At 59.4% G+C, this 14611-nt stretch carries 12 protein-coding genes; 4 read left to right on the top strand and 8 right to left on the bottom strand.

From position 1 onward, the window contains the following. Window positions 1-88 precede the first annotated feature (88 nt). Window positions 89-547, top strand: a complete 459-nt coding sequence (locus QPJ95_RS17080; protein ID WP_270919540.1) for an Lrp/AsnC family transcriptional regulator — start codon at window positions 89-91, stop codon at window positions 545-547. A 13-nt stretch (window positions 548-560) separates the two neighbouring features. On the opposite strand, the gene QPJ95_RS17075 is transcribed toward QPJ95_RS17080, so the two are convergent. Beyond that, complete coding sequence (locus QPJ95_RS17075) at window positions 561-1586, bottom strand: AraC family transcriptional regulator (RefSeq protein WP_270919541.1); 1026 nt, start codon at window positions 1584-1586, stop codon at window positions 561-563. A gap of 123 nt (window positions 1587-1709) precedes the next feature. On the opposite strand from QPJ95_RS17075, the gene QPJ95_RS17070 reads away from it, so the two are divergent. Continuing rightward, a complete protein-coding gene (locus QPJ95_RS17070; protein ID WP_270919542.1) occupies window positions 1710-3479 on the top strand; it encodes an acyl-CoA dehydrogenase in 1770 nt (589 codons plus the stop codon). 52 nt (window positions 3480-3531) lie between these two features. Beyond that, the gene (locus QPJ95_RS17065) at window positions 3532-4338 is read left to right on the top strand and encodes a crotonase/enoyl-CoA hydratase family protein (protein ID WP_270919543.1); all 807 of its coding nucleotides are present in this window, start codon (window positions 3532-3534) and stop codon (window positions 4336-4338) included. A 194-nt stretch (window positions 4339-4532) separates the two neighbouring features. Here QPJ95_RS17065 and uvrA read toward each other — a convergent pair whose 3' ends face one another. From uvrA to lpdA, 4 genes are all read right to left on the bottom strand, one after another. Next, window positions 4533-7385 carry an excinuclease ABC subunit UvrA gene (gene uvrA, locus QPJ95_RS17060; protein WP_270919544.1) on the bottom strand — a complete coding sequence of 951 codons (2853 nt, stop codon included), beginning with the start codon at window positions 7383-7385 and terminating at the stop codon, window positions 4533-4535. An 81-nt stretch (window positions 7386-7466) separates the two neighbouring features. After that, window positions 7467-8630 (bottom strand): MFS transporter, encoded by a 1164-nt coding sequence (locus QPJ95_RS17055; RefSeq protein WP_270919545.1) that lies wholly within the window; start codon window positions 8628-8630, stop codon window positions 7467-7469. Between the two features lie 127 nt (window positions 8631-8757). Further along, window positions 8758-9318, bottom strand: a complete 561-nt coding sequence (locus QPJ95_RS17050; protein WP_270919546.1) for a class I SAM-dependent methyltransferase — start codon at window positions 9316-9318, stop codon at window positions 8758-8760. Between the two features lie 129 nt (window positions 9319-9447). Further along, a complete protein-coding gene (gene lpdA / locus QPJ95_RS17045) occupies window positions 9448-10842 on the bottom strand; it encodes a dihydrolipoyl dehydrogenase (RefSeq protein WP_270919547.1) in 1395 nt (464 codons plus the stop codon). Window positions 10843-11044: 202 nt separating this feature from the next. Between lpdA and QPJ95_RS17040 the strand changes: the two genes are divergently transcribed. Further along, on the top strand, window positions 11045-11443 hold the full coding sequence (locus QPJ95_RS17040) for a hypothetical protein (protein WP_270919548.1): 399 nt from the start codon (window positions 11045-11047) through the stop codon (window positions 11441-11443). A 5-nt stretch (window positions 11444-11448) separates the two neighbouring features. Here QPJ95_RS17040 and QPJ95_RS17035 read toward each other — a convergent pair whose 3' ends face one another. From QPJ95_RS17035 to queA, 3 genes are all read right to left on the bottom strand, one after another. Then, a complete protein-coding gene (locus QPJ95_RS17035; RefSeq protein WP_270919549.1) occupies window positions 11449-12027 on the bottom strand; it encodes a DUF924 family protein in 579 nt (192 codons plus the stop codon). 143 nt (window positions 12028-12170) lie between these two features. Then, a complete protein-coding gene (locus tag QPJ95_RS17030; RefSeq protein ID WP_270919550.1) occupies window positions 12171-13439 on the bottom strand; it encodes an MFS transporter in 1269 nt (422 codons plus the stop codon). Between the two features lie 114 nt (window positions 13440-13553). Beyond that, window positions 13554-14603: a tRNA preQ1(34) S-adenosylmethionine ribosyltransferase-isomerase QueA gene (gene queA, locus QPJ95_RS17025; RefSeq protein WP_270919585.1), complete on the bottom strand. Its 1050-nt coding sequence runs from the start codon at window positions 14601-14603 to the stop codon at window positions 13554-13556. Window positions 14604-14611: the final 8 nt, after the last annotated feature.

The following is a 14611-nucleotide window of genomic DNA, read 5'->3' as shown; positions in this document are numbered from 1 at the left end:
GAAGATTAGATCGATCCGCCGCAGTAGATATTGCGATTACTGCCACTATTGATCTATATTTTGGCATATCCTGCTAACGGAGTGCCAAATGGACCATAAAGACCGCCAGATAATCCGGGCATTACAACGCAATGGCCGAATGACGAATCAAGACCTCTCGGCGGAGGTCAACTTGTCTCCATCACCCTGCCTGCGTCGATTAAAGATGCTGGAAAAAAGTAGCGCGATCAAAGGCTTCAGCGTCGAAGTTGATGCTGCCGCCTATGGGTTGCCGGTGACGGTCTTTGTCCGGGTCACCCTGGAACATCACACCGAAGACTGTGTCCAGAAGTTTGAGCAAAATATCCGGCAGGTTGACGAAGTGCTGGAGTGTTTCGTGATGACCGGCATGTCGGATTACCTGCTGCGGGTGGTGGTGGCGGATCTTGCCGATTACGAGAATTTTGTGCGCAAGCGCCTGCATCCCATTGGTGGCATCGCCTCAATTGATACCAGTTTTGTTTACGGCGTGGTCAAAAAGACCAATGTGTTTCCGGTGGTCGCATGAACGCTGCGCCGGATCATTTTTGGCTGTTGCGCCGTCGATAGGCCCCCGGGGTGGTGCGCGTCCACCGCTTAAAGGCGCGGTGGAAATTTGCCGCCGAAGCAAAGCCGATATCTTGCGAAATCGCCTCTATACTCTTGTTACCATGGGATAAATCCCGCAGCGCAATGTCCCGGCGCAGCCCGTCCTTGATCCCCTGAAAGGATGTGCTGTCCACATCCAGCCGCCGGATCAAGGTGCGGGGGGTCAAATTCAACGCCCTCGCCGCATCGCCAAGATGATACTCCAGCCGGTCAGACAGCAGTAGCAACTCGCGCACCCGCAGCGGCAAGGCGTGTTCGCGAGAGCTGGTGAAAATCCAATCCCGCGGTGCCCGGATCAGGAAATCCTGCATCTCTCCCTCATCGCGGGACACCGGCAGGCTGCCCAACACCCCGTCAAAGGTGATAGAGGATTGCGCCTGGCCAAAGCGGATCGGCGCCGGAAAGAGAATGGGATAGTCCCCCGCGAAATCGGGGCGCTCAAAAACAAAGCTGACATCGCGCAGCGGCAGTTCGCGCCCGGTAAGCCAGCAGGCAATTCCATGTGCCAGCTTCAACAGCAGCATGTGACCAAACCGTTGAACATCCTGACACCCGCGCGGCACCAGCAGCAGCCGCAGCGCATTCGCCTCAGTCTCGAGCACAACGGCGTAGTCATCCAGCAAAAGGTTCCAGAACGAGGAAAACCGGAACAGCGCCGCCGAAAGCGATGACGCGCCGCGCATCGATGCACAAAGATGCTTGAGCGCGCCGGTGCGCACCGTGCGGCTCCACAGGCCCATCATCTCATCCCCGGTTTCAACCGCAACCAGCTGATACAATCGCACGATCTGATCATGAGTCACCCGCGCATGCGGCTGCACGGTGCTGGCCAGCCCGATCTGATCCAGAAAACCTGCCAGTTGCGGCGGCGGACAGTATAGACGCAGCGCCGCCAGCCAATCCTCAAGAAAAGCGCGGGAGACGGTGGGCAGGATCGGGATCGGATTTTCAGAAATCATAACAGCAACTGTGTTGCAAGAATTGTCACTTTTTGCAAGTTTTGCGTCTGTAAGAGAGATAGCCAGCCGGTAGACCTTGGTATATCTGGCTCAAATAGCAAATCCAGTGAAGGAGGTCAGCCAATGACTTTTGAGGCCCCTATCAAAGACATGCTTTTCAATATTGAGCACCTCTCGGGGTGGGCCGAGGTCAATGCCCTGCCCGCTTTCGGGACACTGGATCTGGACGATGTCGCCGCGGTCCTGTCGGAACTGGGACGGTTCTGCGCCGAAGAAATCGCGCCGCTGAATGCGCCGGGTGATGAGGTTGGATCGCAGTTTGCGGATGGCAAAGTGATCATGCCACCTGGGTTTGACACTGCCTATGGGCAGTTTGTCGATATGGGCTGGCAAAGCCTGCCGCACCCGGAACAATATGGCGGACAGGGCCTGCCACGGGTTGTCGGCGCCGCCGCCACCGAGATTCTGAACGCCGCCAACATGAGCTTTGCGCTGTGCCCGCTGTTGACCGACGGCGCAATTGAGGCGCTGCTGACGGTCGCCTCGACTGAAACAAAAGACACCTATCTGGCCAAGCTGATATCCGGTGAATGGTCCGGCACCATGAACCTGACCGAGCCTCAGGCGGGCAGCGATCTGGCGCTGCTGCGCAGCCGCGCCGAGCGGCAGGATGACGGCGCGTATCAAATCACCGGCACCAAGATTTTCATCACCTACGGCGAACATGACATGTCGCAGAACACCATTCACCTGGTGTTGGCGCGTACCGCGGATGCGCCTGCGGGTGTCAAAGGTATCAGCCTGTTTCTGGTGCCGAAATTCATGGTGAACGCGGATGGCTCGCTGGGCAACCGCAACGCCGTGCGCTGCCAAAGCATCGAACACAAGCTGGGCATCAAGGCCAGCCCCACCGCCGTGCTGGAATTCGAAGGCGCGACAGGTTTTCTGATCGGCGAGGAAAACGCCGGTCTGGGCTATATGTTCAAGATGATGAATGCGGCACGTTATGCTGTCGGGTTGCAGGGGGTAGCAATCGCCGAACGCGCCACGCAAGCAGCGCTGGCCTATGCAAAAGAGCGCATTCAGGGCCGCCCCGTTGATGGCTCCTCTCGCGAGGCCGTCACCATCGTCAACCACCCCGACGTGCGCCGCATGTTGGCGCGGATGCGGGCGGTGACCGAAGGCGGTCGCGCCATGGCGGCCTTTACCGCAGGCTGGCAGGATCTGGCCCAACACGGCGCCACCCCCGAGCTCAGAGCCGAGGCCGTGGCCCTGCACGAGTTTCTGGTGCCGCTGGTCAAAGGCTACTGCACCGAGATGAGCGTCGAGGTCGCATCGGCTGGGGTACAGGTTCACGGCGGCATGGGCTTTATCGAGGAAACCGGCGCCGCGCAGCATTACCGCGATGCCCGTATTCTGCCAATCTATGAGGGCACCACCGCCATTCAGGCCAACGATCTGATCGGCCGCAAAACCCTGCGCGACGGTGGTGCCACGGCGCGGCGCCTTGCGGCAATGATCGAACAGACCGAACAGGATCTGCGCCAGGGATCCGCCAGTGCCCGGGCCATCGCGGCGCGACTGTCACGCTCGCGCATTGCGTTCCTGAGTGTTGTGGATCATCTGCTTGATATCGGCAAACAGCACCCAAACGCAGCCTTTTCTGGCGGCGTTCCCTATCTGATGCTGGCTGGCAACCTGATTGCGGGTTGGCAACTGGCCCGCTCAGTCCTGGTGGCAGAAAAGGCGCTATCGGCTGGCAGTGACCCCGCCTTCATGGCCGCCAAAATCGCCACCGCCCGGTTCTATGCCGATCACCTGCTGCCCGATACCGAGGCGCAGCGCGACCGCATCATTGAGGGTGCCGACAGCCTGCTCGAGCTGGTTCTTTAACCGCTTGAACGCTGCCGCCTCCCCCTTCTAACCTGCTGAAAAGGATCCCAACATGACCCTGAAGATCGACCTCTCCCGCTTTGAAAACCTTTCCATTGAGGCACATGACGACGGGGTATGGGTGGTGACGCTGAACCGCCCCAAGAAACGCAACGCGCTGGATGCCGACACTATCGAAGAGCTGGTTGATTTCTTCTCCACCGCGCCGCGCGCCGGGGTGCGGGCGGTGGTTCTGGCAGGTGCAGGCGATCACTTTTGCGCCGGGCTTGACCTGATTGAACATCACGACGCCGATCGCAGCCCGGCTGATTTCATGCATGTCTGCCTGCGCTGGCACGAAGCCTTCAACAAGATGGAATACGGCGGTGTGCCGATCATTGCCGCCCTGCAGGGCGCGGTTGTTGGCGGCGGTCTGGAACTGGCCAGCTCGGCCCATATCCGGGTGATGGATCAAACCGCCTATTTTGCCCTCCCCGAGGGTCAGCGCGGATTGTTCACCGGCGGTGGTGCCACCATCCGGGTCACCGATCTGGTGGGCAAGTCGCGGATGATCGACATGATGCTGACCGGTCGTGTGTATCAGGGACAAGAGGCGGTTGACCTTGGACTGGCGCAATACATTGTCGAGGGCTCCAGCCTGGAGCGTGCGATGGAACTTGCGCGCCAGGCAGCTTTGAACCTGCCACTGTCGAATTTCGCCATCTGTTCGGCGGTCAGCCATATGCAAAACATGTCGGCGATGGATGCCGCCTATTCCGAGGCGGTGGTGGCCGGTGTGGTGAACACCCAGCCCGAGGCGCGCGCCCGTCTGGCGGCCTTTGCCGACAAAAGCGCCGCCCGTGTGCGGCGCAACAGTTAAAAGTTAACAGCGATCGGCAAGCGGGCCTCTGTTTCAGAGGCCCGCACCTGGTTACAGCCCCAATCCGCGTGGCCTCCCCCCTCTTATCGTCTGCAAGCAAACGACTGCCGGGCAGCGGCACGACTGGGTCTTTCGTTACGGCATTTGGGATCACCTCTCTCACAAGGTGATCCACCATACCTACTGGGCGCGGCTTATTCCGCCGCGACCTTCTTGGGCTGCAGCATCGCCTTCAGGTAGCGCCCGGTATGGCTGCGCGGATCTTCGGCCACTTTTTCCGGCGTCCCAACCGCCACGATCTCACCACCGCCATCGCCACCTTCGGGGCCAATATCGATGATCCAGTCGGCGGTCTTCACCACGTCCAGATTATGTTCAATCACCACAACCGAGTTGCCCTGATCCACCAGTTCATGCAGCACTTCCAACAGCTTGCGCACGTCCTCGAAATGCAACCCAGTGGTGGGTTCATCCAGAATATACAGCGTCCGGCCGGTTGACCTCTTGGCCAGCTCCTTGGACAGCTTGACCCGCTGCGCCTCACCGCCCGACAGCGTCGTCGCTGACTGGCCGACCTTGATATAGCCAAGCCCCACCCGTTTCAGCGCGTCCATCTTATCGCGGATCGGCGGCACCGCCTGGAAAAATCCCTGCGCGTCTTCGACCGTCATATCCAGCACATCAGCAATCGACTTGCCCTTGAACTTGATCTCCAGCGTTTCGCGATTGTAGCGCGCCCCCTGACAGGTTTCGCAGGTGACATAGACGTCGGGCAGGAAATGCATCTCGATCTTGATCAGCCCGTCGCCCTGACAGGCCTCGCAGCGGCCGCCCTTGACGTTGAAACTGAACCGCCCCGGTTTATAGCCGCGTGTCTTGGACTCGGGCAGGCCGGCAAACCAGTCGCGGATCGGGGTGAAGGCGCCGGTATATGTCGCCGGATTGGAGCGCGGCGTGCGCCCAATGGGGCGCTGATCAATGTCGATCACCTTGTCCAGATGCTCCAGCCCCTTGATGGTTTCACAAGGGGCCGGAGTTTGCCGCGCCCCGTTCAACCGCATCGAGGCGGTTTTGAACAGGGTTTCAATGGTCAGGGTCGATTTACCACCGCCCGACACCCCAGTGACACAGACGAATTTCCCCAGCGGGAATTCAGCGGTGACATCTTTCAGATTGTTGCCGCTCGCCTTGACCACCTTGATCTTTTTCTTGTTGCCCTTGCGCCGTTTGCCCGGCACCTCAATTTCGCGGGTTCCGGCCAGATATTGCCCGGTGATCGAGGCCGGGTCGGCAATCATCTCAGCCGGAGTGCCATGACTGACCACCTGACCGCCATGCACACCAGCGCCGGGACCGATATCAAAGACATAGTCCGCCTCGCGGATCGCCTCTTCGTCGTGTTCTACCACAATCACCGTATTGCCTTGATCACGCAGGTTTTTCAGCGTGTCCAGCAGCCGGTCATTGTCGCGCTGGTGCAACCCGATTGAGGGCTCGTCCAGCACATAGAGCACGCCCGTAAGGCCTGAGCCGATCTGGCTGGCCAGACGAATGCGCTGGCTTTCGCCACCCGACAGAGTACCCGAATTACGACTAAGCGACAGGTATTCCAGGCCGACGTTGTTCAGAAAGCCCAGCCGTTCGCGGATTTCCTTGACGATAGCACGGGCGATTTCCTGCTTCTGCACGCTCAGATGGTTGGGCACATCCTCAATCCAGGCCAGCGCCTCTCGGATCGATTTCTGCACCACCTGCCCGGCATGATCGCCGGCAATTTTCACCGCCAATGCTTCTTCGCGCAGGCGATAGCCGTTGCAGCCGCCACAGGGCCGGTTGTTCTGATAGCGTTCAAATTCTTCGCGGATCCAATTGCTGTCGGTCTCGCGATAGCGACGCTCCATATTGGGGATCACCCCCTCAAACACCCGCTCGATCTGATAGACCCGGCCGGAATCATCATAGCGGAACATGATTTCCTCGTCGCCCGACCCGCGCAGGAACACGTTCTGCACCTTGGGCGACAGGTCCTTCCAAGAGGTGTTCTTGTCGAACTCGTAATGCTTGGCGATGGCCTCGATTGTTTGCAGGAAATAGGGCGACTTGCCCTTGCGCCAGGGCGCCAGCGCTCCGTCATAGATCTTTAGCGTCTGGTCCGGCACCACAAGGCGCTCGTCAAAGAACAGCTCAACCCCCAACCCGTCACAGTCCGGGCAGGCGCCAAACGGCGCGTTGAACGAGAACAGTCGCGGCTCGATCTCGGAAATGGTGAAACCGCTGACCGGGCAGGCAAATTTTTCCGAGAATGTGATCCGCTCGGGGGCATCGCCAAGGGTTTCCAGAATGGCGATGCCATCGGCCAGATCCAGCGCCGTGCGCAGACTATCCGCCAGCCGTGTCTCTAACCCTTCCCGCACCACCAACCGGTCCACAACCACGTCGATGTCATGGCGGTATTTCTTGTCCAGTGTCGGCGGCGCGTCCAGCTCATAAAACTCGCCGTCCACTTTGACCCGCTGAAAGCCCTGTTTTCGCAGCTCAAGAAAGTCTTTGCGGTACTCGCCTTTGCGGTCGCGCACGATGGGTGCCAGCAGATAACCGCGGGTGCCCTCCTCCAGCGCCATGACCCGGTCGACCATATCCTGCACCTGCTGCGCCTCGATCGGCAACCCGGTTGTGGGGCTATAGGGGGTGCCGGCGCGGGCAAACAGCAGCCGCAGATAATCGTAAATCTCGGTCACGGTGCCGACGGTAGAGCGGGGGTTCTTGCTGGTGGTCTTTTGCTCAATCGAGATCGCCGGGCTGAGACCACTGATATGGTCCACATCCGGTTTTTCCATCATATCAAGGAATTGCCGGGCATAGGCGCTTAAGGATTCCACATAGCGGCGCTGGCCTTCGGCATAGATGGTGTCAAACGCCAGACTGGATTTACCCGAGCCGGACAGGCCGGTGATCACCACCAGCTGATTGCGCGGAATATCCACGTCAATATTCTTTAGATTGTGCTCGCGCGCGCCGCGCACTTCGATGAAATTCAGTTCAGCCATAATGCCCCCCAGAAGACCTCTTAGACATAGGCAAAACCGTTCCGCTTTCCAACCGGAAAATAGGAACGTTCAGCGAACATTTTAATATCGGCGGCGCATTGCCAATAGGCCATGCACCACAAAGCCACCAACAAACAGTGCCACAACAGTGGCCAGCATGCCGGCGTAACCGGCCAATGACAATGCCGTGACCATCAGCGGAGTGCCGATGGTATTGCCCAGATTGCCCGCCTGCGCCATCGCGCCGCTGGCCTGCGCCCGGTCCGCCGCGGTTTCGTTCAGCTGCGGCACCATGGAAAAGCTGCCGCCCTGCACCAGCCCCATCGCGCCCGCCAGTGCAATGCAGGCCATCGGCGACCCCGGCACCAGCAGCAACCAGACCCCGATCAGCGCGCAGAGAGCAAAGCCGATCTGCACCAGACGCACCGCCGCCAGATAGCGCAGCAGAAAGACACCCAGGGTCATCGACACCGCAATACTGGTCAATGGCATCGCCCCCAGCACAAATCCGCGCAGGTTTTCGTCGATAAACGGCGGTATCACCGTCAGGATTGCCACAAAACACGCGGTGTAGAACAGCCATCCCGCCGCCGGTGCAACCCTGTGGGATGAGCGATAGATCTGCCAGTGCAACGCCGGCAGCCTTGCCAGTTGCGGCACCGGCTGTCGCTCTGGCACTGGCACATTGCGCAGCGCCACGGTCAGCAGGATCGCCAATCCAGCCATAATAGCAGCATGGGCGCCAAACAGAGACAACACCCCAAACTGATCTACTAGCGGCAGCCCCAGCCAGGCCAGCAGGGTAAAGGCCACTCCAAAAAATGTGCTCCACAAAGTCATCGCCAGACCTCGGGATTTGTCGCTGGCGACCTGTGCAATCAGCGTCGGCCCGGCCACCACCAGCCCCAGATGCGACAGGCCCTCAATAACGCGGGTGGCCAGAAAGGCGGGAAATGGCAGGTGCAACGCCTGCAAGGCGGACATCAGAGCGCCGATCCACAGGGCCCAGACCAGGGTGCGGCGATAACCAAACCCCGCGACAAACATGCCGGCCACCACGCCAAACAGGATCCCCAACAGCCCAACCAGCGACACCGTAAAGCCGATGGATCCGCCGGCCAGCGGGTACAGCTCGGCCATCCGGTCAAACACCACAGAGATCTTGCCATATTGCGCCGCCGCCCCCAGGCCCGCCGCCCAGATCACCAGGATCAGCCCCCAGCGGGTACTGTCAGAAGATGTCATTGATATGCCTTTGCTCCTGCGCCGGGACGATCCCTCCGCAAGTCTTGGTTCCGCCAGCAGTAACCAAAAGCGCCGCCACCGACCAGCGCATTAGCTGTGGGACTTTGCACAGGTTGGTCGCGCGTTCTCAGGTTTTCTGGGCAATGGCCCAGGCGCAGACCGGCATGTCAGGATCATTGTCCAGCGGGTCAGTCGATTCATCGTATTCTGGCGGCCAGTTAGCCTCCAGATTGCGCAGTGCCGCATTGCGGTTGCCCCATTGCTCGGCCCGGATCGCCTCCGGCTCAAATCCGCATTCAATCAGCAGGTTGGTCAGCCCCCGCGCCGACCAGCGCGAACAATCATTGGGGGCGGCATGGAAGGGTATGTGAAACGGCACCGCCAGCCAGAAATGCCCGCCCCGCCGCAACATCCTGCGAACGTTCTTGGTCGCGGCATAAGGCCGGTCCAGATGCTCCCAAACCTGATTGGCCAGCACCAGGTCAAACTTCTGCGGCCTGCCATCGTCGCCGCAAACCGGGCCCTGACAGATGTCATACTCGGGGTAGCGAAACTGCTGATACGAAGCGAAATCGAACATCTGCCCCCATTTGCCCGAGATCTCGGCCACCTGCAGCTTTTTGGGCCCCAGTTGACGGATCATGCCGCGACTGGACTTGCCCATGGCAATGCGATTGAGACTGGGCATTGTTCCCTCCGGTTGTTGCCGCCACAGGACCACAATCGCCGCGCCGAGTATAGAGAATGCGTCTGCGGCCAGGTCAAAAAAATACCCCCGGCCAGGCCGAGGGCATTCAAAATCACAATGGACCCACGGTTACATGTGAATCACCCGGTCAAAGGCGTCCAGCACGCTTTCATGCATCATCTCGGACAGCGTCGGATGCGGGAACACCGTGTTCATCAGGTCTTCCTCGGTGGTTTCCAACTGGCGGCCGATCACATAGCCCTGGATCATCTCTGTCACCTCGGCCCCGACCATATGCGCGCCCAGCAATTCGCCGGTTTTGGCGTCAAATATGGTCTTCACCAGCCCCTCCGGCTCTCCCAATGCGATCGCCTTGCCATTGGCCATGAACGGAAAACGGCCAACCTTGATGTCATAGCCCAATTCCTTGGCCTTGGCCTCGGTATAGCCGACGCTGGCCACCTGCGGATGACAATAGGTGCAGCCTGCGATGGTTTCGGGTTTCACCGGATGCGCGTGTTTACCGGCGATCAGATCGGCAACCATGACGCCCTCGTGCGAAGCTTTGTGCGCCAGCCAAGGGGCGCCGGCGATGTCGCCAATCGCATAGAGCCCGTCGATGCCGGTGCGGCAGAATTCATCCGTCACAACATGGGTGCGGTCGATCTTGACGCCCAAAGCCTCCAGCCCAAGACCCTCAACATTGCCGACGATGCCCACAGCCGAGATCACCGTGTCAAACTCCTGCTTCAAGATCTTGCCGCCCACTTCGATATGCGCGGTGACGGTGCCCTTGCCACGATCCAGCTGCTTGACCATGGCTTTCTCCATGATCTTCATGCCCTGCTTTACAAAGGCCTTCTTGGCAAAGGCTGAAATCTCGACGTCCTCAACCGGCAGCACCCGGTCCATCACCTCAACCACAGTGGTGTCAGCGCCCAGCGTATTATAGAAACTGGCGAATTCGATGCCAATCGCGCCCGAGCCGATCACCAGCAGTTTCTTCGGCATATGCGGTGGGTTCAACGCGTGCTTATAGGTCCAGACCAGATCGCCATCCGCCTCCAGGCCCGGCAATTCACGAGCCCGCGCGCCAGTGGCGATAATGATATTCTTGGCCGTTAGTTCCTCACCACCCTTGTCGGTTTTAACGCTGACCTTACCCTTGGCCGGGATCGTCGCGGCGCCCATAATGACGGTGACTTTATTCTTCTTCAGCAAATGGCCAACGCCGCCGGACAGCTGCTTGGCCACCCCGCGTGAGCGTTTGACAACCGCATCAATGTCATAGCCGATGTTGTCCACTTTCAGGCCAAACTCTTTGGCCCGGTGCATCAGGTGGAACACTTCCGAGCTGCGCAACAGCGCCTTGGTTGGGATACAGCCCCAGTTCAGGCAGATGCCGCCCAGGTGTTCCCGCTCCACGACGGCAACCTTCAGCCCCAGCTGGGCGCCGCGGATGGCCGCAACATAGCCCCCCGGTCCGGCGCCGATAACGATCAGATCAAAGGATTTGGTAGCCATTGTAATTCCCTCAGCACTGCGGTTAAAAAACTAGTTCACCATTAAACTATTCTTTTTCTGACTGCAATCATTCAGTGCCGCGCTGCGCCCGGCCGCTGTTTTTCGCGGTTCTCAATAGCATTTTACCCCCGGGTCTGAAACCATGTGTCATAAACACACTGTCCATTTCCCGCGGCGCATATTCAAAGCAAAGGCCACTGCCATGACAAAAACCATTCTGGACCTGTTCAAGGCCATGATCAATGCCACGCTATTGCTGCTGGCGCTCTGTCTGTTTTTGGGCTGGATGCTGATGTCGTCGGTCCAGGACGTGACCGCAAAACTCACTGATGCGATCGCTCAGGTTGCCCCGGTTCAGCACCGCATCGAAGGCCTGCGGCTTGAAATCGCCGGGCTGCGCAGTGACATCACCAGCCGCCCTGAACTGGCGGTGAGCGGCCAGTTGGACGCACTGGACCAGCGCCTGACAGCGCTTCAGCACGAGATGTCAGAGCTGCGTCAATTGCCCGGTGACATTATTCAGATCGCGGCGCAGACGGCAGCCAGCGAACTGGTCGGGCACTTGGGCCAACTGACCAGCTGCCAACCACCGCCGTACTGATAGCCTTAGCCTGCGGCCTGCAACAAGCGCACGGTTTCACCATAACCGCCCGCGATGACATAGTTCATCTCCGGCTGGGTACTGCTGCGCTCCAGTGCTTCGTTGCGGTATGGGAACCGCCCAAACAACCGGATCACTTCGCGGTGGGCGCGGGCGTGCAACATGTTTGAGGGGCCTTCAACCGGCATCCGATCCTTCATCAGCCGCACACAGCGGTCCTGATCACAGAGGTTTTCGGAATGCATCAGTGGCAGATAAAAGAACTGCCGGGCCGGCTCGTCGATCTTCATGTCCCATTTCTTGCTGATCGCGGCCTTGGCGGCGGCCAGCGCCCGCTTGTCGCTGGCAAAGGCGGTGCCAGAGCCACGGAACATATTGCGCGGAAACTGATCTGATAAGATGAGATAGGCCAGCGCCCCGGTGGGATAGGTCAGCCACATGGAGAATTTCCCCTCGCACAGCCCCTCCCAAGCCTCTTCAAACCGGTTTCTTATCTCAGCGTCAAACGCCGCGTCCTGTAAATACCAGCTCTTCGGTCCAGCTTCATCGAGCCAGAACTCCAGAACCTCATCGGGACCAACCATGGGTCATACTCCAATTTTTGCCTGCCTTTATAGTCAGTCTATTTTGCACCCAATTTACAAGCCTGTTACGGTAACATTTTGCAACATGTGTGACCATTTTGTGAAAGTCCCGGCAAAGTTTCGGCGAGTTTGCGCAATCATCCTTAACCCTGGGCTGCATCCTGCTCTTCCAGCTCCGTTTCGATTGCGTATTCCTGGGCCAGTTCAACCATGACCGGCGAACCGGCTGGCCACATCGGAGCCATGGAACCGGTGTCTTCTACCGGGATCGCGGGACGCTGCGTGATACGATAGCCGGCATAGATCGCCAGAGCCGCCAACAGCACCGCCATGAAGATGAAAAATCCCGCAGGCCCGAACACGGTGTCGCTCATCAGCCCGCCAATGATCAACGGCCCGGCAATCGCCCCCAGACCGTTGATAAACACCAACCCCCCCGAGGCCGCCGCCATATCATCATGGTCCAGATAGTCGTTGGTATGGGCAATCAGCAGCGAATACAGCGGGTTTGCCAAACCGCCAACCAGGAAGGCCGCCATCAGCAACATCCAGAAATAACCACCAAAGACGATGGCCAGGACCGACCCACCCGAGGCAAATGCCGCGACAAACAACACCAGGACACGGCGGTCCATGCGATCTGACATCCATCCTATCGGGTACTGAAGCAACACTGCGCCGACATAAAACGTCGCCACAAAGGTCGAAACCTCAGCCAGGCTCAGCCCAGCCTTGACGGCATAAACCGCGCTCATCCCGAACTGGGCCGAAAACACGCCGCCCAACAGGAACATGCCAACGCAGCCCAGCGGCGACGCCTCCATCAAGCGGCGCAGGCTCATCGGTTTAGCGGTATCAAAGGCCGGCGTTGGTGAAATCGACAGCAAAATAGGTGCAAATGAAACCGAAATCAAAACCGAGGCCAGCACGAAGATTTCATAGCCAGCCGGATCGCCAATCAGCAGCAGGCCCTGCGCCGAGACGATTCCGAACATATTCACGATCATATACAGCGACAGCGCCTTGCCCCGGTTTTGATTGTCGGCAGCGTTGTTGAGCCAGCTTTCAGCGGTGACATACACACCGGAAAAGCAAAAGCCGATCAACGCCCGTCCCAGGCTCCAGGCTATCGGATTGGTGAACGCCGGGTACAGGATCATCACCGCCGAGATGAACGAGGCCAGCGCCGCAAACACCCGCACATGACCAACCCGCCGGATCAGTTCTGGCGTCATGCGTGACCCACCCAGGAACCCGACAAAATAGGCCGACATCACAAAGGACATCTGCAGCGTCGAGAAGCCCTCGATTCCCCCCCGCACTCCCAGCAAGGTTCCCTGCAGGCCGTTCCCGACCATCAGCAAACCCATTCCCAGCAACAACGCCCACGCGCTCGACAGAACCTGAAACATCTTCGATATTCCTTCTCGTTTAGGGACAGTACCATCCGGCCTGCCCTAATGGGGCACAACCTCTCAGTTGCGCGCTTGTCCCCGAGAATTATGCGTCGGTCTGCGTGGTTTCCGTCATCCGGGGATCAAAAGCGACGCATCGCCATAGGAAAAGAACCGATACTCAGCCGTGACCGCATGATCATAGATCGCCCGCACCCGCTGCTGGCCAATCAGTGCCGAGACCAGCATCATCAGGGTTGATTTGGGCAGGTGAAAGTTGGTCATCAGCGCGTCAGCCACGTGAAAGGTGAAGCCGGGATAGATGAAAATATCGGTGTCGCCTTCCCAGGGTGCGATCTCGCCGCCGCGCGCCGCGCTTTCGATCAGGCGCAGGGCTGTGGTGCCCACCGGGATCACCCGGCCTCCAGCCGCCTTGGTTGCGGCGATCTCCGCCGCCGCCTCAGCGCTGACCCGGCCCCATTCTGCGTGCATTTTATGGCTGGTCACTTCTTCGACCTTGACCGGAAGAAAGGTGCCCGCGCCCACATGCAGGGTGACATGGGTGAACGTTACCCCCTTGGCTGCCAATGCCGCCAGCAGGGCGTCATCAAAATGCAGGCTGGCGGTGGGCGCCGCCACCGCTCCGGAATGGCGCGCCCAGACCGTTTGATAATCCTGTTTGTCCTGCGCATCCGCCGGGCGTTTGGCCGCAATATAAGGCGGCAGCGGCATCGCCCCGGCATGGGCTAACGCGGCATCAAAATCATCGCCCGCCACATTGAACCGCAACCGACCCTGACCATCGGCGATTGCCTCAAGCGTGGCGCTGAACCCATCGCCGAACACAATGTCTTCGCCGATCTTGATCTTCTTCAGCGGCTTCAGCAAGGCGCTCCAACAGCCATCGGCCCGCGGCTCTAGCAAGGTCACTTCGATCTTGGCGGCAACGGCCCCCTGGGCGCTGTTGCGATGGCGCCGCCCGCTGAGACGCGCCGGGATCACCTTGGTGTCATTCAACACCAGCCGGTCGCCGGACTGCAGCCAATGCGCCAGATCGGTGACCGTGCCATCATGGATCACATCGCCATCGGCCACCAGCAGCCGCGCCGAGCTGCGGGGGTTGGCAGGCCGGGTGGCAATCAGCTCCTCGGGGAGCTCAAAATCAAAATCACTCAGTTTCATGCCCGCGC

Origin of the sequence: Parasedimentitalea psychrophila (assembly GCF_030285785.1) — a bacterium.
Classification (GTDB): domain Bacteria; phylum Pseudomonadota; class Alphaproteobacteria; order Rhodobacterales; family Rhodobacteraceae; genus Parasedimentitalea; species Parasedimentitalea psychrophila.
Note: the sequence above shows the minus strand (reverse complement) of the source record. Positions and strands in the feature narration are given on the sequence as shown.